The 20214-nt window shown below is 65.9% G+C and carries 18 protein-coding genes; 10 read left to right on the forward strand and 8 right to left on the reverse strand.

The window, feature by feature from the left end:
* Positions 1-46 precede the first annotated feature (46 nt).
* Positions 47-1012 carry a hypothetical protein gene (locus NED98_RS13740; protein WP_265313405.1) on the reverse strand — a complete coding sequence of 322 codons (966 nt, stop codon included), beginning with the start codon at positions 1010-1012 and terminating at the stop codon, positions 47-49.
* 171 nt (positions 1013-1183) lie between these two features.
* Here NED98_RS13740 and NED98_RS13745 point away from each other — a divergent pair, with 171 nt between their 5' ends.
* The 4 genes from NED98_RS13745 (at position 1184) to NED98_RS13760 (ending at position 6162) form a co-directional block, all read left to right on the forward strand.
* Entirely contained in the window at positions 1184-2365 is a 1182-nt protein-coding gene (locus NED98_RS13745; RefSeq protein WP_265313406.1) for an abortive infection family protein, read from the forward strand.
* A 556-nt stretch (positions 2366-2921) separates the two neighbouring features.
* Complete coding sequence (locus NED98_RS13750) at positions 2922-3920, forward strand: ArdC family protein (protein WP_432423330.1); 999 nt, start codon at positions 2922-2924, stop codon at positions 3918-3920.
* A complete protein-coding gene (locus NED98_RS13755; protein ID WP_265313408.1) occupies positions 3917-4345 on the forward strand; it encodes a DUF2958 domain-containing protein in 429 nt (142 codons plus the stop codon). Before NED98_RS13750 ends, NED98_RS13755 begins: the two co-directional genes overlap by 4 nt.
* 77 nt (positions 4346-4422) lie before the next feature.
* Entirely contained in the window at positions 4423-6162 is a 1740-nt protein-coding gene (locus NED98_RS13760) for a ParB/RepB/Spo0J family partition protein (RefSeq protein WP_265313409.1), read from the forward strand.
* A 113-nt stretch (positions 6163-6275) separates the two neighbouring features.
* Here NED98_RS13760 and NED98_RS13765 read toward each other — a convergent pair whose 3' ends face one another.
* Positions 6276-6542 carry an HU family DNA-binding protein gene (locus tag NED98_RS13765; RefSeq protein ID WP_265313410.1) on the reverse strand — a complete coding sequence of 89 codons (267 nt, stop codon included), beginning with the start codon at positions 6540-6542 and terminating at the stop codon, positions 6276-6278.
* A 471-nt stretch (positions 6543-7013) separates the two neighbouring features.
* Here NED98_RS13765 and NED98_RS13770 point away from each other — a divergent pair, with 471 nt between their 5' ends.
* The 6 genes from NED98_RS13770 to rlxS all read left to right on the forward strand — a co-directional run bounded on the left by NED98_RS13770 (position 7014) and on the right by rlxS (position 11658).
* The gene (locus NED98_RS13770; protein ID WP_265313411.1) at positions 7014-7313 is read left to right on the forward strand and encodes a DUF736 domain-containing protein; all 300 of its coding nucleotides are present in this window, start codon (positions 7014-7016) and stop codon (positions 7311-7313) included.
* A gap of 126 nt (positions 7314-7439) precedes the next feature.
* Positions 7440-7670: a helix-turn-helix domain-containing protein gene (locus NED98_RS13775; protein WP_265313412.1), complete on the forward strand. Its 231-nt coding sequence runs from the start codon at positions 7440-7442 to the stop codon at positions 7668-7670.
* A complete protein-coding gene (locus NED98_RS13780; protein ID WP_265313413.1) occupies positions 7667-8248 on the forward strand; it encodes a S26 family signal peptidase in 582 nt (193 codons plus the stop codon). The genes NED98_RS13775 and NED98_RS13780 overlap by 4 nt, the downstream gene beginning before the upstream one ends.
* A complete protein-coding gene (locus tag NED98_RS13785; RefSeq protein WP_265313414.1) occupies positions 8236-8847 on the forward strand; it encodes a lytic transglycosylase domain-containing protein in 612 nt (203 codons plus the stop codon). The genes NED98_RS13780 and NED98_RS13785 overlap by 13 nt, the downstream gene beginning before the upstream one ends.
* Positions 8848-9082: 235 nt before the next feature.
* Entirely contained in the window at positions 9083-9442 is a 360-nt protein-coding gene (locus tag NED98_RS13790; RefSeq protein ID WP_265313415.1) for a hypothetical protein, read from the forward strand.
* A gap of 251 nt (positions 9443-9693) precedes the next feature.
* Positions 9694-11658, forward strand: a complete 1965-nt coding sequence (gene rlxS, locus NED98_RS13795) for a relaxase/mobilization nuclease RlxS (protein ID WP_265313416.1) — start codon at positions 9694-9696, stop codon at positions 11656-11658.
* Positions 11659-11722: 64 nt separating this feature from the next.
* Here rlxS and NED98_RS13800 read toward each other — a convergent pair whose 3' ends face one another.
* Genes NED98_RS13800 through NED98_RS13825 form a run of 6 tightly spaced genes read right to left on the reverse strand, consistent with a single transcriptional unit; the run spans position 11723 to position 20095 of the window.
* Positions 11723-12931 (reverse strand): hypothetical protein, encoded by a 1209-nt coding sequence (locus NED98_RS13800; protein ID WP_265313417.1) that lies wholly within the window; start codon positions 12929-12931, stop codon positions 11723-11725.
* A gap of 5 nt (positions 12932-12936) precedes the next feature.
* A complete protein-coding gene (locus tag NED98_RS13805) occupies positions 12937-13725 on the reverse strand; it encodes a DUF6339 family protein (RefSeq protein WP_265313418.1) in 789 nt (262 codons plus the stop codon).
* Positions 13722-14633: a hypothetical protein gene (locus tag NED98_RS13810; RefSeq protein WP_265313419.1), complete on the reverse strand. Its 912-nt coding sequence runs from the start codon at positions 14631-14633 to the stop codon at positions 13722-13724. The genes NED98_RS13805 and NED98_RS13810 overlap by 4 nt, the downstream gene beginning before the upstream one ends.
* The gene (locus tag NED98_RS13815) at positions 14633-16471 is read right to left on the reverse strand and encodes a hypothetical protein (RefSeq protein WP_265313420.1); all 1839 of its coding nucleotides are present in this window, start codon (positions 16469-16471) and stop codon (positions 14633-14635) included. Before NED98_RS13815 ends, NED98_RS13810 begins: the two co-directional genes overlap by 1 nt.
* Entirely contained in the window at positions 16453-17517 is a 1065-nt protein-coding gene (locus tag NED98_RS13820) for a PD-(D/E)XK motif protein (RefSeq protein ID WP_349293266.1), read from the reverse strand. Before NED98_RS13820 ends, NED98_RS13815 begins: the two co-directional genes overlap by 19 nt.
* Positions 17456-20095, reverse strand: a complete 2640-nt coding sequence (locus NED98_RS13825) for a Z1 domain-containing protein (protein WP_265313421.1) — start codon at positions 20093-20095, stop codon at positions 17456-17458. Before NED98_RS13825 ends, NED98_RS13820 begins: the two co-directional genes overlap by 62 nt.
* Positions 20096-20214: the final 119 nt, after the last annotated feature.

Here is a 20214-nt window from a genome sequence, read left to right on the forward strand (position 1 = left end):
CCGCCTGTTGGTCCGCACATGCGCATTCGGCTGGATCAATACGCCATCACCAGGCACGCTCGCAGATCGGCCGTTCGGTGACCACCTGCGCCGGATCACGCTCGTTGTATCGCTGCGCGAATTCCTCGTCGCTGCACTCGCCGTCGCCATAGTCCGGCACGTCGTAGACTTCCCAGCCGCCGTTCTCGGCCAGCCCCATGCCGAACAGCGGGCCCACGAACGGGCAGCGCGGCAAGAAATAGCTCGCGACGAACGGATGGGTCTCGAACGCCTTGCGGATAAATACATGCCCGAGCGTGCCCGGGATGAACCAGGGCCGTACCGCGAAGCTCCCGAACTGCTGTTCGATGATCGTCCGCATGTGGAGGATCGCCGCCAGCGCGTCGTCCCGGAGCGTCGCATAGGTGCTCGGGTTGAAGTGAATCGAGCGATGGCGCAGCAGCTTCAGCGCGCGGAACTCGGTCACGGCCTCGGGAAGCAGGATATCCCAGGCCTCGAGCGTGTCGATCGGCACGTCCCAGTTGTCGAACGAGTCCTTGCGATGGACGCGGCGATATTCCGGCGTGGCGGTGAAGAAGGACCGCATGTCGAGGATCAGGTGATTGAGGATTCGCTCGCCGAGCGCGCACGCACCCACCAGTGCCGGATAATATTGCCCCATCACGAAGGCGTTGCGGACCTGCTCGAAGAATTCGTTGTGATAGGCGAGGACCGACATCGGCTTGGTGCCGATCGCGACGAAATTCTCGATCTTGGCGTCGATCGCATGCTCGCCGAACTGGACGATCAGGCCCTGTTTCGCGCGCTCCCGGTTGGCTTGGTGGCTCTCCTTTACCTCGGTCTCCCAGTGCTCCTCGACCTGGTCGAAGCTGAGCGCGCGGGAATCGAAGTCCATGCCCCAGCTGAGGTGCCGGCGCAGGCCGGCGTCGGGAATGCGGCGCTTGGCCTCGTCCACGCTGATGTCGCGCGGCACGTCGAGGATCGTCGGGCGAGTGAGGGTGAACACGGCCATCGATCGCCTGTTAACAGCCCTGCGCGCGACGCGAAATCGGCGGCCACCGTGGCGATCGGTGAGGTCGCCCGGATCCTGTGTGTTTCACGGCGCGGCGGAGCGACACGGGGTGGAGCGGCTGTGGTTGGCTGAGGCGATGCGCAGGATTACTGTCGGCCCATGAACAGGGGCATGCTCAACGATCTGCGCAATACGATCGCCGACGTGATCGCGCGCGAAAAGGCCTACAACGTGCCGGCGCTGTGCGTGCGTCTCGGCTTGGACGAGGGCGAGGAAGCCGAAGCGATGCGGAGCAAGTTCCGCTACGCCAGCGCGCGCCTTGCTGCCGTGCCCGCCGATCGCCTCGTCGCCATCGCCCGCACGCTCCTTGAGGAAGAGGACGATTTCGGTCTGGCCGAGCTGCTGGCGAAGGTCACCGAGGAGGGGACGCCGCCGGTCTCCGAGCTGACGCGGCGCCGCATCCTGGCCGCCTACGACGGCGAGCCGATCTGCTCCGAATATGACGAGATCGAGTTTCTCGAGAAGCTCTGGCCGATCGCTTCCATGCGCGGGGACCAGGCCAGCGTCGATCTGGACGATTTCGGCTTCCGGTCGCTCAGGGACGACATTGTCCAGCACACGCGCCGCAACGACGACTGGAGCAACCGCGAGCTGCTCGAGCGGCTGGGATTGCTCCACTCCTCGCGCGCCATGCTCTTCCGCTTTCTCGAAGCCTCGGTTCACCCGACCGCTGTCGATGAGGCAATGCAGAAGACGCGCGTGGAGCGGATCAACGCGCATCTCCAGCACGACGGCTATCGGCTGACCCGCTCCGGCAGCATCTCGGGAAGCCCGATCTACACGATCGCTGCCCATCGCATCGGATCGCCGGCCGACGCCGCGATATCGTCCGCTTTGGAGCGGTTCGATCCGGATCAGGTCCACGCCCGCTGGACCGCGGCGCTCGATCGACGCACCGGCGACCCCGCCGGCGCCATCACCCTCGCGCGCACCCTGCTCGAGGATGTCTGCCGCTGGCTGCTGGACGATCTCGGCGAAACCGCGAGCGACCAGGACGATCTGCCGTCGCTCTACCGCAAGCTGTCCAAGGCGCTGAAGCTCGCGCCCGACGACCACAGCGAGCAGGTGTTCAGGCAGATCCTCGGAAGCTGCCAGTCGGTGGTCGAATCGCTCGGCGCGCTCCGCAACAAGCTTGGCGATGCGCATGGTGGCGGCCCCCGGCGGGCAAGGCCGGCGGCACGTCACGCGGAACTTGCGGTCAACCTCGCCGGATCGATGGCGACCTTTCTGGTCGCAACCTGGGAAGCCCGCAAGGCGGCGGCGCCCGCTCCGCGTTCGGCGGTTGGGGGATAGTACTCGATGGAACGTGATCGGCGCCTCGCGCGCCGGTCCGGCCTGAGCGAATGCGGGTTCAAAGGAGCGTGCTCTGGCGGACTCTGCGAGCCGCCAGGGTCCGCGGCGCCTTTGTTTGCCCGCATCGCACGCTTGTTCGGGCCGGGGGTCGCGGCGGCGGCTGGCGCACGGATGCGCGCGCACGCCACCGCGCCGGCCGCCCCTCGGCAAGGGTGCGTTCCTTGCGCCTGCGGCGCGGTGCCGGACCAAGGCACGCGACCGGGCTCTACGGCGCGTTCTGCGCCGCCGGGCCGCTGCCGCGTCCCGGCCCATTCGGGTGACGATCGGCCTGGCGCGGCTGTGGTCGCCGCGTCCTGACGACGCGGCGGCGCTGTTCGTGGGCCTTCCCTCGTCGGCGGGTGTGGCCGGCGCTTCCGCCTGAGGCCCGTCGCGGCGCGCGCAACTCCGCGTGCCGCGGAGTGCTGCATTGCATTGCGCCCTTGCGGTGCGCGCGCCGCTGGAGCCGGGCCTCCTCTGGTCGCGTCTCGCCGCCCACCCCCGCCTTCGCGGGGAGGCCATGGGGCTTGTTGGGGTGGCGTGGAGGCTGTCCGTGTCCAAGCTCCCCGACCGCCGCGGCCGTGGCAAGGCTTCCGGCGATCCTGCCGAACCGCGCGCGAACCTGTATGACGAGGTTACCGCCCGCATCGTCGCCGAGCTGGAAGCCGGGCGTATCCCATGGGTCCAGCCGTGGAGCGCCGCCGCCTGCGCGGGCCCGTCGCTGCCGCGCAATGCCCTCACCGGGCGCAGCTATTCGGGCGTCAATGTCCTGCTGCTGTGGGGCGCGGTCATCGCCCATGGCTATCCTTCGCAAAGCTGGCTGACCTTCCGGCAGGCGCGGGAAGCGGGCGGCTCGGTCATCAAGGGCGAGCGCGGCCAGACCGTGGTCTATGCCGACCGCTTCATCCCCGAAGCGGAGAAGGCGAAGGCGGCGGCAAGCGGCGAAGACGCCAAGGCGGTGCCGTTCCTCAAGCGCTTCACAGTCTTCAACATCGCGCAGTGCGAGGGGCTGCGCCCCGGCTTCGCGCTCGACCCCGCGCCGCTTCCCGAACGCGAGATCGTGCCGGTCGCCGAGGAGGTGATCGCCGCCTCGGGCGTCGATTTCCGGATCGGCGGCAGCAAGGCTTTCTATGTGCCCAGCGCCGATTTCGTGGCGGTGCCGCCGCAGCCCGCCTTCTTCGAGCAGATCAACTATTATCGCACCTGCCTGCACGAGCTGACCCACGCCACCGGCCACGCCAAGCGGTTGGGCCGCGACCTGACCAACGCCTTTGGCAGCAAGGGCTATGCCCGCGAGGAGCTGGTCGCCGAGCTGGGGTCCGCCTTCCTCTGCGCCGCGCTCGGCATTGTGCCGACCGTGCGTCACGCCGACTATATCGCCAGCTGGCTTGAAGTGCTGCGCGAGGACAATCGCGCGATCTTCCGCGCCGCCAGCCAAGCGAGCAAGGCCGCCGACTGGCTGCTGGCCCGCCACCGCGAAGCCGCCGAGGCGCGCGCAGAGCGGAGGATCGCGGCATGATCCTCCTGCCTCCCGAACTGCGCTTCGCACTCCGCGCCAACGCCATCGCCCATCACGACGCTCGACAGCACGGCAAGGCCGAGCCGGACCCGGTGCCGGTCGTGAAATTCTTCTCGCCCGTAGGCGCGGCGACTTGGCTCGCGACCGAACTCGACAAGGACGGCGACACGCTGTTCGGCCTCGCCGACCTGGGGTTCGGCTGTCCCGAGCTTGGCGTGTTCAGCCTTTCCGAGATCGCGTCGGTGCGCCTGCCGTTCGGGCTCGGCATCGAGCGCGACGTCGCCTTCGAGGGGCGGCACCGCCTGTCGGTCTGGGCGGCGTGGAGCCGCCGCGCCGGGTCGATCCTCTGGGCCGAAACCCTGCTGCGCCGTGTCGCGCGAGGCGAAGAGATCGGGCCGCCGCCCGAGCCATCCGGCAACGGATGACCCACCGGGCGGCGCGCCATTACGCCGCCCTTCCGCCGGACCCGGCGGGGTTCGGCACCTGAAATGGAGCAAGTGCCATGACCCTTATGTTCATCGCGCAGGACCGGCTGTCGGTCAGCAGGACCAACATGCGGCACAGCCGCAAGGCCCCCGATGTCAGCGACATCCTGCCCACCATCCGCAAGCGCGGCGTCATCCAGACCCTGCTGGTCCGCCCTGCCGAGACCGAAGGCGACTATGAGATCGTGGCGGGCGCGCGGCGCTTCCATGCCGCGCAGATTGTCGCCGCCGAGACCGGCGAGGCCGAAGCCCTGCCGTGCCGCGTGCTCGCGGCGGGCGACGACGCCGCGGCCATCGAGGCGTCGATGATCGAGAATCTGGCGCGGCTCGACGCCGACGAGGTGACCCAGTGGGAAACCTTCACCCGGCTGGTCAGGGAAGGCCGCGAGGTGGCCGACATCGCCGAGACTTTCGGGCTTCCCGACCTCACCATCCGCCGCGTGCTGGCGCTCGGCAACCTCCTGCCGCGCATCCGCGACCTCTACCGGCAGGAGAAGATCGACCGCACCGCCGTTCGCCATCTGACCATGGCAAGCAAGTCCCAGCAGCGGGCGTGGCTGGCGCTGCTCGACGATCCGCAGGCCTATGTCCCGACCGGGCATCAGTTGAAGGCGTGGCTGCTCGGCGGGCAATCGATCAGCGCGGCCCATGCGCTGTTCGATGTCGAGAGCTACAAGGGGACGCTGGTCGCCGACCTGTTCGGCGATGACCGCTATTTCGCCGACGCCGACGCGTTCTGGACGGCGCAGAACGCGGCCATCGAGGAACGGCGCGCCGCTTATCTCGAGGCGGGCTGGAGCGATGTCGTGATCGTGCCGTCGTCCGAGCGGTTCGACAGCTGGGAATATGAGAAGGCCGCGAAGCGCAAGGGCGGGCGCGTCTATGTCGATGTCCGCGCCAACGGCGAAGTCGTCTTCCACGAGGGCTATCTGACCCGCGCCGAGGCCCGCCGCGCCGCGCGCGGCGAGCCGATCGCCGCGACCGAAAAGCCGGTGCGCGCCGAGATCACCAGCGCCTTGGGCGGCTATGTCGACCTGCACCGCCATGCTGCCGTGCGGGCGGCATTGTGCGGCCATTCCGGCGTCGCTCTGCGCTTGTTGGTCGCGCATGTGATCATCGGCTCGCCGCTCTGGACCGTGCGGCCCGACCCGCAATCGACCCGTAACGACGCGGTGCGCGAGAGCGTCGAAACCAGTCTCGGCGAGGCCCGGTTCGACGAGCATCGGCGCGCGGTGCTGGCTGTGCTGGGCCTGTCCGACGAGGAACCGACGCTCACCGGTGGCAACGACGACGACCATGGTCTGTGCCAGATCTTCCACCGCCTCCTGGAGCTTCCCGACAACGTCGTGCTCGACATCGTCGCGGTCGCCATGGGCGAAACCCTGGCTGTCGGCAGCGCCCCCGTCGATGCGGTCGGCAGTCACCTCAACATCGACATGGCCGACTGGTGGCAGGCCGACGCCTGCCTGTTCGAGCTGGTCCGCGACCGCGAAATCGCCAGCGCCTTGCTCGCCGAGATCGCGGGCGAGGTGGTCGCCAAGGCCAACGAAGGCGAGAAGGCCAAGACGCTGAAGAAGATCGCCCGCGATGCGCTCGAAGGGGAGAATGGCCGCGCCAAGGTCGAGCGCTGGGTGCCGCGCTGGATGCGCTTCCCGCCCGCCGCCTACACGTCGCGCGGCGGTGTCGGAGCGGTCGCCGCAGCGATGCGCGCCGCGCGCGTCGAGCCGGACCCCGAGCCGGAAAAGCTCGCCGCTTGACCGAAGATTGGCGCGGGCGGGGGACTGGTCCGCCCGCGCCACCCGGCACGGCCGGAGCCGGAAAAAATCGCGCCGCGCGCCTCGGCCTTATGCCTCGGCGCGCGGCGTTTGGTTCAACCGGCGACGCGATCCTTGAACGCCTTCGCCGCCTTGAATGCGACGCGGTTCGTGGGCGGTATGACAATCTTTTCGCCGGTGCTGGGATTGCGGCCCGGCCGTGCCGGGCGCCGCGTAACGCTGAATTTCCCGAACCCGGCGAGCGCGACTTCGCCCTTGGCGGCACCTGCGACGATCGCATCGAGCACATCGGCGACCATCGCCCGCGCCTCCGCCCTGCTGATGTTCCTGGCCATGGTGAGCGCGTCGGCGATGTCGTTCATGGTCATGCGGCTGATCCCCCGGCTATGGTGGCCGGCCCCGCCAAGGGACTGCGAGGCCGACCTCGACCGAGACAGTCGGCGCGCGGCTTTGGGTAACGCCAGCGCTCGCTTTCCCGAGACCAATGCCGCCTGCGCATCGCTGGAAGGCGGACGGATCAATCGGCGAGCATTCCCTGATTCAGTGCGGAAAGCGGCATCACCGCACCGGTTCCGTCGACCTGCCATGGTCCGACTCCGCCCTTCGGCCTCTTCGAAACGGCGTCCTGCGGCAGGCCGTCCGGCGCCGCAACGCGGTCGTCGAACTTTCTTCCCCGAGCGCGTGCCGCGCTCTCCTCGCGCACCAAGAAAGCCCTCCGCCCGCGTCCTCCGCTGCGCTGCGGCCCTGCCGGTGCGGCGCCGGCCCTGGCTGCCGCCGATGTCCGCCTGTCGAGGCCGCAATGGGCGGTCTCGCCACGATCAAGGAGACGTAGCATGGCACAGATTGGCAGCTTCAGCCGCGACGAAAACGGCATCTTCACCGGCTCGATCCGGACCCTGACGCTCAACGTCAAGGCGACGATCCGGCCCGTGGATCGCGACAACGACAAGGCGCCCGACCACCGCGTTCTCGCCGGCGCGGTCGAGATCGGGGCGGGCTGGACCAAGTCCGCGCGCGAGACCGGCGCCGAATATCTGAGCCTCAAGCTCGACGATCCCTCGCTTCCCTCGCCGATCTACGCCCAGCTCGTGCAGGGCGACGGCGCCCACTGGAAGCTGATCTGGTCGCGCTGACCGGCCCGCGCTCGCGGGAGTGTCGAAACGCGAGATCGTTTCGACACTCCCCGAGCGGGGTCGGCGGCCGGATGCTCGGGGACGCGCGGCACTTCCGCCGCCGCTTCGATTCCGGACCCCAAGCCCATGCAAGACGATAGCGACATCGACCGGGCGGGCCGCGCCAAGCGCGGCTCGCCCTTCCTTTCGACCGATCAGGCCGCCGCCTATCTCAAGATCTCGCCCAAGTCGCTGAAGCGGCTGCGGCGCGCCGGCAAGGGCCCGACCTTCCGCCGTCATTGCCGCTTCGTCCAGTATCATATCGACGATCTCGACGACTGGAGCCGCGACAGCGGCGCCCGGGAGTCGGGCCGGTGAGCCGTCGTTCGACGGGCGCTGCCGATGCTCCGCTGCTCGCCTGGGGTGACGCGCTGCGCGCCGCCAAACTGCGGCGCAGAACCCTCGCGCGGCGCGCTGCGGCCGTGGCGATCGGCAGCATCATCGTGCTCGCATCGGCGGCGCTTCCGCCCACGCCGCGCCTCGTCTGGAACGCCTCGGCCAGCGCGCCGATCGGCCTCTATGCGGTGTCACCGGGCGCCTCGACGATCCTTGGCGACATGGTGATCGCGCGGGTGCCCGAGACCTATCGGCGGCTCGCCGCGACCCGGCACTATCTCCCCATGAACGTGCCGCTGGTGAAGCGCGTCGCTGCCTACGCGGGCGACGAAGTCTGCGCGCTCGGGCAGGAAATCTTCGTCAACGGACGCTGGACCGCCGAGCGGCTGATGGTCGATGGCGCGGGTCGGCCGATGCCGATGTGGTCGGGCTGTGTGCGACTGCGCGGGGATCAGCGCTTCCTGCTGATGGACGCACCGGCATCGTTCGACGGGCGTTATTTCGGGGTGACCGAGGGCGCCGACATGGTCGGCAAGGCGCGGCTGCTGTGGCCACGCTGAGGCTCTGGATCGCGGCCGCCTCGCTCGCAATCGCCGGCCCGGCGCAGGCCGAATCCGTCGCCGACTGGCGCCCCTATGTCGTCGAGGCCTCGACACGTTTCGGGGTGCCGACGGCCTGGATCGAGACAGTCATGCAGGCCGAAAGCCGAGGCCGGACGACCTTGAACGGGCAGCCGATCCGATCGCCAGCGGGCGCGATGGGGCTGATGCAGTTGATGCCCGGAACCTGGGCCGAGATGCGTGCACGGCTGGGGCTCGGCACCAATCCCGACGACCCGCGCGACAACATCCTTGCCGGCACATTCTACCTGAGGCTGATGTATGACCGCTTCGGCTACCCCGGCCTGTTCGCGGCCTACAATGCCGGCCCCAGGCGCTACGCCGACTATCTCGCCGGGCGCGGCAGACTGCCATCGGAGACGATCGGCTACCTTGCCAGCGTCGCGCCGTCGGCACCGGGGATGACCGCTGCGCCGGTGCGACCGACCCCGCCGGTGTCGATCTTCGCAGTGCGCAGGGATGTTCGCTCCGCCGATCCGGCAGACCCGAAATCCCAGCCCGCGTCGTCGCTGTTCGTCGCGCTGTCGCAGGGGAATTGAGGCGATGTCGCGCGTCATCGAGAGGGAGGAAGCTCGTCTCGACAGACCCAGCATGACGGGTGGCGGAACAGCTCTCAAGGCCCGCGGGTGCCCCCCGATTTTCTTCGAAAATCGGTTCCCCCCGCGTCCGCTTCGCGGCGCTTCCGCTCGCGCTCCAGCGGCCCTGACAGCCGCTCCGCCACCCGTCCCTCGAACGCCGTTCTCGATGATGAGGACGCTAGCGTTGGAGGTCACAATGGACATGTCTCAGAGCATCGGAACGGCGTCGGATCGCGTTCTGGAAACGCTCAAGGCCGGGCTCGAGATCGAATTCGGACGCGGTGCCGGAGAGGCACTGGCGCATCGGTTTCTGGAGGCCGAGGAGGCGGATTTTCGCTGGGATGCGCGGGTCGAGGAGCGCTGGATCGGCGCTTACGAGAGCATCGACGAGGAGGAATTCGAACTCGACCGGATAGCGATCTGCGGGCGGCTCGACGGGAAATGGTTCTGTGCCACCATGCTCGTGGATGGCGATGGCCAGGCCCACGGGATGATGGGATGCCGGGAGTTTCGGTCGCTGGTTCGGGCGCGGGATGCGATGCTCCATGCGCACTGATCGGCAGCACATTCACGGGGAGAGGCGGCGTCGGAAGGCGCTCGTCTCTCCCCCTTTTTTGACCCGAGATGGTGGGGAGGAAGGTAAAGAGGGGAAACAAGATAAAGGCAGTGTCTCGCGACACTGCGCAAGTGGTTGTCTGCACATCCTTTTTTCGAGAGACAGGCGGCGGGCAATACGAGACAGGCGGAGCGGAAACGGCGGAAATTCGCCATTTCTTGCCCGAAATCGCGAGACTCGCAGGCGCCGGCATGTCTGACGACGACTTCACGCCGAAGCTCGGCCGGAAGCGCGGCAACGACGGCAAGCGCGTCACGAAATATGGTGGTCGCATCCTCGCCGCGACGCGCCTCGCCGGCACCAAGACGGGCGTCAGGTCGCGCCGTTTCGACGGCAGCCGGATCGGACGCGGCGCGAGCATCGGGCGGCTGCTGTCCAGCCGTGATTGGCTCGCCGGATTTCGGGGTCGCCGGGCGGTGGTGAAGGCGAGCCTGATCCGTCTGCAGGGCAAGGCCGGCCAGGTCGCCCGCGCGCACATGCGATACATCCAGCGCGACGGGGTCACGCGCGAGGGCTTGCCGGGCGAGCTCTATGGCCCCGAGACCGACCGTGCCGACAGCGACGATTTCTTGAAGCGCACCGCCCATGACCGGCACCAGTTCCGCTTCATCGTCTCGGCCGAGGACGGTGCCGAATATCCCGACCTCAAGCCCTATGTCCGGCGCCTCATGACACAGGTCGAGCAGGATCTCGGAACGAAGCTCGACTGGGTGGCGGTCGATCATTTCAACACCGAGCGACCGCACACCCACGTCGTGCTGCGCGGCGTCGACGAGCAGGGCGACAATCTGGTTATCGCGCGCGAGTATATTTCGCACGGGCTGCGCGAGCGCGCGTCGGAGCTGGTGACGCTCGACCTGGGGCCGAGAACCGATCATGAAATCGAAGCCCGGCTCCGGCACGATGTCGACCAGGAACGGCTTACCGCGATCGACCGGCGCCTGCTGCGGCGGATGGATACCGATCGCACGGTGTCGCCGGCCGACAACGACCCCTTCCAGCAGTCGATCGCCGCCGGGCGATTGCGCAAGCTCAAGGCAATGGATCTCGCCGAGGATATCGGCGGTGGCCGCTACCGGCTTGCTGACGGACTTGAGGACACGCTGCGCCGCATGGGCGAGCGCTGCGACATCATTCGCCTGATGCAGCGCGAACTGACGGCACGCCAGCTCGATCGCGTCGGAGTCGAACAGGTGGTCACCACGGAGTTGCGCGAACCGCTCGTAGGACGGGTGATCCACCGCGGCTTTTCCGACGAACATCGCGATCGCCACTACCTCATGATCGATGGCGCCGATGGCCGGGTTCATTACGTCGATATCGGTCGTGGGGATGCGACCCCATCGGTGCCCGAGAGCGCGACGGTACGGATCGAAGCAGCCAAAGCCGACGTGACGGCAGCCGACCGGACGGTCGATGCCGTCGCCCGCGCCAATGGCGGACGCTATTCGATCGACCTGCACCTACGCCACGATCCGGAGGCCAGCGAAGCCTACGCAGCTAGTCATGTGCGGCGGCTGGAAGCGATGCGGCGGGCGGGCGCGGGTCCGGAGCGGCAGGCGGACGGCAGCTGGATCATCCCGAGCGACCATCTCACCCGGGCGGAAGCCTTCGCTCAGCGGCAGCAGCGCGACCGCCCGATCGCACTGTCGATCCTCTCGCCACGGGAAGTCGGAGATCTGGTCGCGATCGAGGCGCCGACCTGGCTCGATCGCGAGCTGGCCTCGGGCGCACCCAGCGCGGCGCGCGATGCCGGTTTTGGTCGCGAGATGCGGGGGGCTTTGGCAGCCCGTCGGCAATGGCTGATCGAGCAGCAGCTGGCCGACCAGATCGGCCAGTCATTTCGGCTGCGCCAGGGCGCCCTCGAGAGTCTTCGGGTGCGGGAACTCGAGGATGCCGGCGAACGGCTGGCCGGGCAGCTTGGCAAGCGGTTCGAGGCTGCCAGGATAGGCGAGCGCATCGAGGGCGTCATTGCCCGACGCGTTGACCTCGAATGCGGCCCTCACGCGCTGGTCGAGCGATCCCGGGATTTCACGCTGGTGCCTTGGCGCGAGGTACTTGAGCGCAACATCGGCAGGGCCGCTTCCGGAATCATGCGTGTCGACGGCATCAGCTGGCATTTTGGTCGCGGACGGTCGGGTCCGTCGATCAGCTAGATCAGCCGCCAGAACGGAGGCGCACGAGTTGACCAAACCGTCGTTTGGCTGCTCCCCGCAGCAATCAGTAGAGAAGCTTCAGCTCGCTTCGGAACAGCTTTCCGACATTCATTACCACCTCGTCCGTATCGCTCTCGAACTTCGTCGGAGCGAGAATACCTGGGTCTTCCTTTCGCTCGATTATGCGTTCTTCCATCAGCGTTACGGCGTCGTCAGACAGAAGCTCGGGGCTGATCCCCTGCCGGAGCTCCAAGCGGCGGACGAGCCTGTCATTGAGCAGGAGCGGCGCGGGCAATTCGATGACAGTGCGCCGTCCGACAAGCGGCCCGCGATCGCTTGTGAGATCCTCGGCGCGGGGTCGTCCCGCCATTTCCTCGCGCGCCTCCTGAAAGCGTTCGGCTCGCTCCTCTATCGGTGCAAATACGTATCGCTCACCTTCGATCCCACGCGGGCGGCCTTCAGGAAAGGCCGCAAGATTTGCCGCAAGTGGGAACCCGGAGGCGCGCAGCATCTGTGCCAGTGTGCCCCGAGCAATGGGGTCAAATGCCATCGGCGCATTCTCGTCGCCGACTTCCACCAGAGGCGGATCCTCCGGATCGATGATTTTCAGCGACGAACGTTCATTGAGATCGCTCGAGATGAAAGTACCGCAGGCGAGCCTTTCTCCAGCAACATGGGTTGGAAATGTAACGGTCCGTTTCTGTGCTCTGCCGCCCCGAAGACCTTTGTCGGTTGGCAGGCCAAGCTGGTCGTCACGGTAGGCAGTGGAGGTCTGTGTGCCTTTGCATTCGACGACGTGAAATTTTCCATTTCGGCTGACGCAGATGAAATCTGGTGCCTTGCCTGGACCTCGTTTGGCGGCTTTCCCCGTGTATGTCCCGCCATAGGTCGCCAGATAGCGTTCAATGAAGTACCGGCCGTCGCAGATACCAATCAGGTTCATGCGCCTGCTTATCCAGTGGATCGGAAGCCCCATCCCGATGTCGTCGCTGAGTATCGTTTTCTGATGAGCATCGAGCTCGGCAAACTCTGGGGTCAGGGTCAGCTGATCCTCGTTGCGCCAGGCAAAGATGTAGCGCGCATATGCCCAGAATTCTGCAAGCGAAGCGCCCGATGCGAGCACCGGCGTCGTCAGGCGCCCGATCAGGAGCAGAACCTCCGCGATGTCGCTTTCATAGGTCCGAGGATGAACGGGGAATCGCGGTGGGAGCTTCTTGCCAGGCCAGGTGGCGGCGACCGCACTGACAGTGAACTTCTTTGGAAGTAGCGCCATCGCTTTCAGTCCTCTCGGGCTGCCCACGATCGACGCCGAGGCTCATCAGCGGTGGACGACTGCGCAAAGAACGCGTCGACCGCTTTTTCAAGCTCCTGATCATCGAGCGCGGACAGGAGCTGGACCTGGTTACGAAGCCTCAGCCGGATCACGGCCTCGCGCATGGCGTCTTCCATGGCCGATCGACCGAGACGCTGCGATGCACGCAACCAGCCTTCGGCCAGCGCTCGCGCCAGACGGGCATCGTTTCCAACCGACGGGCGTTCCGTAATCTGGACCAGCGCGTCCTCGGTGAGCGCGCCGAGCAGCTCCCAGCGTCTCTCTGCCGAGGCGCCTCGATCCAGTATGCAGCCTCGCATCCACAGCCGCTGGAATGTGTTGCGCACGCCGCCGTGGAAACGCTCGGCAGGTCGATCTGCAAATCGCCAAGCGACCAGATCAGGAAGAACTACACACGCGAGAAATGCCCATACGTCGTCGCGCAGAGCCTCGCCGCCATCAAGCTCGTTCCGCTGGGCAAGAAAGGCGGACGCGCGCTCATCGAACCGCGCGCGATCGGCTGCGCTTCCGCGGTCAGGGAATCCGCAGCCAACCGCGATCTCTTCGAGGCCAGCGCGAATAGCGATGAGGATCTCATGCCTGATCGGACTGCCGCCACTTGCAGCGTATCGGGTCTCGACGGGAAAGCTGTCTGCATCGACAACGGGTTCCGGACACACCGTGTCGTCGGCGCGCGTGGACAGAAGCGCGTCGACAGCCAGTCGATCCAGCCTGGGAAAAAGCTGCACGATCACGCGCCGTCCTCCAGACTGACGATGTCCGCCGCGGCCAGAATTCCGGCATGGAATGCGGACGGGCGAAGATCGATCATGCTGCGGACTGCGGCAATGTCCTGTCCGGGAAAGGCGAGGCCAATCCAGTGGGCTGCCCGTCCGGCGATCGAGCATGGATCGGCCTCCTCGGCGAGCCGTTCGAAATCGTTTTGGCGCAGCGAAACAGAAATGATCTGGGTCATGACATCGGCGAGGACCACCTGGGTAGTGGCGCGATCGCCTGCAAGCAGCCGATCAGTCACATCGGCACGGTCCCTGTTGAGATACAGGCGTACGCTTCCGCCGAAATCGCGATGCAGGTTGCCTGGTGTCCAGTGCAGCAGCCATGGGGCATAGGCCTCGGGCCGGCCGGCAAAGCGCTCCAGAAAGCTGACGGCCTCCATGGGAAAACGCGGCTCCTCGCCTTCCAGGCGGAGATCGAGCTGATCCGACCACAGCTTCGATCCGGCAAGGTCGGGCGACAGCGGTGACCCCTCGCGCGGCTGGCGCAGAATGACGAGAGTGTCGACGAGCAGTCTCTGCGAGAGGCTGTGACCGGGCACCACCTCGTCGATGACAATTGTCGGTTCCATCCGCGTCAACGGCAGCTTCGAAGTCGCAATGATCCGACGCGGCATGTTGCCGATACCAGTTCCGATCCGGGTGACGAGCTCGAGCACACCATCATCGATCGGCATCGAAAGCAGATCAGCGGCGCGATCGAGATCGGTTGTCACGAGGCGTCGGAGACGAAGGTCTCTCGCGGCGTCCCAGTCGGGCAGCCACGCGTCCCCGATAGGTGTCTCTAGGCCGCCATCGAGCAGCACCCAGGGCTCCGGGCTGATCGCGGTCTGATCCAGGGTCAGGAACGGAAAAGCAATCCGTCCCATCAGACGGTCTCGTCAGAGCTTATGCGCGCGTTTATCGTCACGGCACAGTCTGCCGGCATGGCAACCGAGACCTCGAACCTCCCCCGACGGTCGCCGATGATCACAGGTCCATCGATCGCGAGCTCTTCTCCGTCCTCGTCGACAACGCGGGTGACGGTCGGGCGCGCGGCAGTCGAATATTCCGATGCCGTTCCGCCATCCATGACCAGCAGCGGATCAAGGTGGAGCGAGAGCGCCGGCCCTTCACCACGAACCGCGAGTTCGAAGACACCGACAGGTCCGGCTTCACCCAGTTCCAGCCGGACGAACGTGGGACGCGTAACTGACGGCCCCGTACGACCGCCGCCGCCGCCTGGCCCCGGTCGACGCGGTCCGGCTCCTTCGCCATCGCCCTCCAGTGCTCTGCCGAAAAGTCCGGCAATACCCGCAAGCGACGGCCCCTTGTCTCCGTCCGGAGCGGGCGTCGAGGTCGGGTTTGCATATTCCAGCGCGGCTGCCCGGATGCGATCCACTGCGATCTTGACGATGCTGCGAGCTGCCTTGTCGGAGAGCGCCTCATACTGCCAGTCATCATGAGCTGGGGGCTCTGCCATCGCGAAGGCTTCTTCGACGGCATCATCGTTCGAAGCTACAAAGACACCGGCCCATTCGAAGCGGTCATCTGCGATCTGGGTCCCCGAGAAATATCGGACGACCAGCTCTACCGGCCGCATGACCGCAATTGCCGCGCAGCGCTCGGGAAACAGGCTGTCCTCGCGGCCGGCAGGCGCAACGCGATCGGCACGGAGGCCGCGAGCGAAGCTCAAGCGCCCCAGATCGCGCTTCGGCCGAAACGATTTCACGATGTCGCCGCCCGGAGGATCGGAGCGCAGATTCTTCATCGCGCGAGCAAAGAGATCGAGCGGCGGGAAATCCTCGGGCCGAGGCAGCATGCGCTCCTCGCCGTCCACGAAGATGCGAAAGTGCATCTTCTTGCTTTCAGGCGTGCCCTCCAGCAATCGAGGCCAGAAGAACCACAGAAGGGCCTCTTCAATCAGATCGATCGCGCGCTCGCGGTCCTCCTCCACGAACAGCGGATCGAGGATCATGATCGATGTGCCGCTATGTTCCGGCGACCTGTTCGGGAAGCCGAGAGCGCCGGCGAGGTCGGCTGCATCGTCTCCTTCGACCGGGTCGACATATTCGTCATCACCGGATCGCTGTCCCCACCAGTGTCGACCGGTGAAACGGCGTCGAATGCCGTCGGCGTCATTCGCGCTGAATGCAGAGCCCAGCTGAGCCGCCATGAGCCGGCGCCGAGGTGCTCCTGCATTGGTGGTCTGGCTGTCGATGACGATCGTCGAGCATCGGCTGGCGAGATACAGCGAGGTCTTCCCGTAGCCGTACGTCCCGCCGCCATGCGTCGTGTTCCGTCGGGAACCGACATTCCTGAGAAAGTCGACAAAGTCGGTCGGCTCGCCCTCCGTCGCCGCCACATCCGCGCGCGTTGGACCCGCCAGTCCGGCCGTCCCGAAATCGCATATTTCCAGAACATGCGGGGTCTCACTCGACAGAAAGGCTTCGAGCGGGCCTGCCGCGCTTTCGTCGAGCGGTCGATCCGCCAGAACGGTATCGCGAAGTGCTTCGAGCTCGGCCTGCTGAAGAGCTCTCACACGGAAGTGAACCTCCGCGCCGCCATCCGAGAGCGCCGCGTCGCAACTGTTCTGGACGGCCTCTCGCACGACCGTCTGCACAAGATCGATGGAGGGCGCGCCGAGGAGCTTGCGGTAGCCGTCGGCCGCCAGATTGCCTGACGCCGAGTACGCCTCAGAGTGAAGCGTCAGCGGTGCTCGAGGCATGCCACCAGCTCCACATTTCGGGCTTCGACTCCCTCTTTGCTCAGCCGGCAATGTTCCGCCGCGCTGAGGTTCACGACGTAGGATATCTGTTCGACACCGCTAGGGACGACTCCTCCTGCAAAGCTATCGGGAACGACCCGTGGAAACCGAGTGTCGACCAGATAGTGATCTTCATCTTCCAGTCGAAACCGGCATCGGTTCCATTCTCGGGATTCGGGATCGGTACAGCCATAGCCGGAGACAAGGCGCGCGACTTCCTGCCTGTCGGAGGCAGCGCGCATGACGTCGGCTGCAACTCTCGCGACCGAGATGTCACCACCTGCCGTTTCCGCCAGCTGAAACACCGCGAGTGTCAACGAGCCTCCCATCGGTGGCAGAAGCTGATCCACAGCTGAAATCGGCACGCTGCGCGTGGCCGATCGACTGGTCGTCTTCACTTCCGCTGCGACGGTTCCACCGCGGAAGTCGTGGCGCTCGCGAAGCGGACCGCGCCAGAGCCTCCACGCCGTCGGATCAAGGTCAAGCAATGTACGCAGCATCAGCAGTTCGCCGATCAGGCCCCGGATCTCCTCGATCGAGACTTCAGCAGACGGCATGATCAGCAGAGAGCGGAAATCCTCGATCGTGGTGCGACATGCCTCCACAGGGGACGCACCGCCGACGATCCTGTCCATGATCTCGTCTGCGACGTCGGCGAACACGCCGTCGAGGGCACCGACCAGGCAGGTCATGTCGAGATATCGGATAGGAGTGCCACCCAGCGTGTAGGTCGCCACGCCGATGCCAAGAGCATCACTTGATGGCGTCTCTGCTATCCTCTCGCTCTGCCGGACGGGAAGCAGGAGCCTGAGCTCGCCCGCATTGCCGAGAGCTAGGCGTACCGAACCTGATCCGGTGTCTACCCCTGTGTCGATGCTAGGTATCTCCAGTGCCGTCGACGCCTGCCCGCCGCGCCGAAGCATTTCCCAGTGATCGACTGACGCTTCAGCGGGCACGCCCGGCCTCAAGCTGTTCCGCAATCTCGTCTTCGATCTCCTCGAGATCATCCGCTGACGGGGGCTCCAGGCGAACGCTGTAGTATCCGCCCGCTCCCTCGGCCGCGCCGGGGAAGACTATCCCGAAGCCTACGAGGTCACCGACCGCATCAAGCGGAGAGCGCTCGGTCGAGCCTGGCCGAGGCTGTGATGCTCGATCAATCGGATACAGCAGGAGCATCGGAACAGGTCCAACGATCCCGGCGCGCGCCGCCTTCAGCGCGCTCCAGTCCGCGTCCGGAACGCCATCACCTGCCTCGCCGCAGTCGAACAGGACGTCGCGTTTGGACATCAAGGCCTTGATATCGGCGAAGTCTTCCGGCCGGTTCAGGCGGCTTCTTGTGGACAGTCGGACAGGCCCCAGGCCACCGAGTGGCTCGTCAGAGGCGGTGCCGATTCGAGGCTCGATGACACCGACGCTCCAGGTCTTCTGGCTGTCACCGGATGCATCAAGATAGCCGAGCAGGAAGTCTGCCGACAGCTCGCGGTGCGATGCCTGCACGGAATAGGCGCGCAGGAACTGAACGATCAGCCTGCCGGGAACGCCTTCGAACAGGACCTGCGAGGGGTCGGCCGATCGAAGACCAAGGTCTGTCGCCTGGGTCATGAGATGTGCAGCCGCGGTCCAGTTCGCCTGCACGATTCGCGGATCGTGATGATCGAAACGGATCGTCTGCACGTGCTTTCCGGCGTAGCTGACGTCGGTCAGCACCGCTGCTCGCATCTTGCTTGCAGCAGTGATCGCCATGCCCGGTATGGAGCGGACGCGGACGGCAAACTCCATCGGGGTATTGTGGCGGACGGCATATTCGGCGACGTCATCCCGGATTTCCGCCTCGATGAGGGCAAGTGAGCGGAACGCGGTCGACAGCGCCTCGGTCATCCAGATCCGCGGCATGTCCTCATAGTCCGGACGATATCCGAACCAGCGGCCCATCTGCAGCAGCGTGTCGTACTGGCTGGAGGTGCGCAGGAAATAGCTGACGCACAGACCTTCGATCGTAAGTCCGCGGGCAAGGATCGATCCGCCAACGACGATGTAGGTCTTCGGGGGACCGTCATAGTCGATGCGATCTTCGCTGACGCCGTTTTCGACGGGCACTTCAAGCGCTCCCAGCACCGCCGGCATGAAGGGCATCAGCTCTTCGGAGGTGACATGCGGATGAGGACAAACACCCGCGGGAATCCTGAGCTGCTCTGCATCCCAGAAGGCCAGCATCCGCTGGCACAGCGGAGATGAGGAATCCAGCAGCTGCTTGCCGACGACCTCCAGCCACGCCTTGACCAGCGTCGCAAGTCGATCATGCATGATCACGTAGGCAGAGGTATGGATCAGCATCGACATGTGGCTGTCGGCCTGGCCTCGAAAGCGGCGCGCGGCGCAGGATGCGAGAAAGTAGAGAACGGCGTCCTCGAGCGAGGACGGCATGCGCGGCTGAAAGGCATCCTTTTCCGCCCGGCTCGGCGGTTGAAGCAGCGCAGTATCGTCCTCCGCAATGTCGCGGATCATGTCGAGACCCTCTTCGTCCGGAAGAGGAGCCTCGGCATCGGCAGGCGGCCGGCCAAACAGCCGCTCCGTGCCAAAATAGCCGTCCGGTGTCGGTAGAGCGGTGATGAAGTCCTTCGGATAGAGATCGTCGAGCTCGCCGCCGTTGACCGGGAACGGGTTGATCAGAACATTCGCAAAAGGTGTCGCGGTGTAGCCGACATAGGAATTTGCCGGAAACTTCTTCAGGATGAGCCGGATGTTCTCGTTGATCCGGGTCATGTCATACTCGCCCGAAGCGGTGTTGACGCTGGCCTGATCACATTCGTCGTCGATGATGAGAACGCGGAGCCTGCGGAGCACGGCTGGCAGCGTACGATCGAGCGTCGCAAGAAGCTGACCGAGCGGCGCCACGTTCTTCTTGACGACGGCAAGCTGCACAACCCCCTCAGCCGGGGCGGGAAAGCCGCCATTCGGCGGCATCCTGAAATCGCCTTGATCGTCCTCGGTGGTCCGAAGCTCCCATCGGTCGCGCAGTCGATCGACCAGATCCTTGCGCATCCGACTCTGGGTCTGCCTGCGCAGCTTGTTTGTCAGACCGGCGAGGATGATGACCAGATTATAGCCTGCGTCGACCGCCTTCGCGATGACCGCCGTCATGTTGGCCGTCTTGCCCGACTGGACATGGCCGATCACAAGGCCTCGACAGGCGAAGCTGTCGGTCGCTGGATTTTCGAGCAGCGAGACGATCTCGTTGGAAGCGGCACCGATGCGCTCGTCGACCGTGTCCGCCGACCAGCCCTTGGAATCCACGAGGTAGGAGCGCAGCGCCGGCCAGTGCCGGTCGCCCTCCGCAGGACCGCGATACCACTGCTGGCGGACGCGAAACATGGAATTGACGCGCAGGATTTCCACGGGACGGATCGTGGCTCTGACGCTGTCTATCGCAGCAGCGAAGTCTTCCTCCTGCTCCTGCGAAAAGGCGCCGAGGATCGGCTCGAGATCAGCGCGGACCAGGCGAGCGGCGTCATCGACATCAACTGCCGTTGCGAGGCGCGCGCGCAGCTGTCTGGCAAACGCCTCCGTCTGTGTGGCTGATGGCATCAAGCTCCCCCCAAGCCGTCGAGTTCGAGTCCCGCTCCGACCTGTTGTGCACAGCGTGGGACGGAGCGACAAGCCGTATTCCCGCCAGATTGAATTACTTGAAGGGCTCTCGATCATGC

The sequence above is a fragment of the Sphingomonas lycopersici genome, from assembly GCF_026130605.1.
Classification (GTDB): domain Bacteria; phylum Pseudomonadota; class Alphaproteobacteria; order Sphingomonadales; family Sphingomonadaceae; genus Sphingomonas; species Sphingomonas lycopersici.

What these genes read in the sequence shown, in the direction of transcription:
- NED98_RS13740 (WP_265313405.1), bottom strand. Translation starts at nt 1,012, where the DNA reads ATGGCCGTGTTCACCCTCACTCGCCCGACGATCCTCGACGTGCCGCGC.
- NED98_RS13745 (WP_265313406.1), top strand. Translation starts at nt 1,184, where the DNA reads ATGCTCAACGATCTGCGCAATACGATCGCCGACGTGATCGCGCGCGAA.
- NED98_RS13750 (WP_432423330.1), top strand. Translation starts at nt 2,922, where the DNA reads ATGGGGCTTGTTGGGGTGGCGTGGAGGCTGTCCGTGTCCAAGCTCCCC.
- NED98_RS13755 (WP_265313408.1), top strand. Translation starts at nt 3,917, where the DNA reads ATGATCCTCCTGCCTCCCGAACTGCGCTTCGCACTCCGCGCCAACGCC.
- NED98_RS13760 (WP_265313409.1), top strand. Translation starts at nt 4,423, where the DNA reads ATGACCCTTATGTTCATCGCGCAGGACCGGCTGTCGGTCAGCAGGACC.
- NED98_RS13765 (WP_265313410.1), bottom strand. Translation starts at nt 6,542, where the DNA reads ATGAACGACATCGCCGACGCGCTCACCATGGCCAGGAACATCAGCAGG.
- NED98_RS13770 (WP_265313411.1), top strand. Translation starts at nt 7,014, where the DNA reads ATGGCACAGATTGGCAGCTTCAGCCGCGACGAAAACGGCATCTTCACC.
- NED98_RS13775 (WP_265313412.1), top strand. Translation starts at nt 7,440, where the DNA reads ATGCAAGACGATAGCGACATCGACCGGGCGGGCCGCGCCAAGCGCGGC.
- NED98_RS13790 (WP_265313415.1), top strand. Translation starts at nt 9,083, where the DNA reads ATGGACATGTCTCAGAGCATCGGAACGGCGTCGGATCGCGTTCTGGAA.
- rlxS (WP_265313416.1), top strand. Translation starts at nt 9,694, where the DNA reads ATGTCTGACGACGACTTCACGCCGAAGCTCGGCCGGAAGCGCGGCAAC.
- NED98_RS13800 (WP_265313417.1), bottom strand. Translation starts at nt 12,931, where the DNA reads ATGGCGCTACTTCCAAAGAAGTTCACTGTCAGTGCGGTCGCCGCCACC.
- NED98_RS13810 (WP_265313419.1), bottom strand. Translation starts at nt 14,633, where the DNA reads ATGGGACGGATTGCTTTTCCGTTCCTGACCCTGGATCAGACCGCGATC.
- NED98_RS13815 (WP_265313420.1), bottom strand. Translation starts at nt 16,471, where the DNA reads ATGCCTCGAGCACCGCTGACGCTTCACTCTGAGGCGTACTCGGCGTCA.
- NED98_RS13820 (WP_349293266.1), bottom strand. Translation starts at nt 17,517, where the DNA reads ATGATCTCGAGGAGATCGAAGACGAGATTGCGGAACAGCTTGAGGCCG.
- NED98_RS13825 (WP_265313421.1), bottom strand. Translation starts at nt 20,095, where the DNA reads ATGCCATCAGCCACACAGACGGAGGCGTTTGCCAGACAGCTGCGCGCG.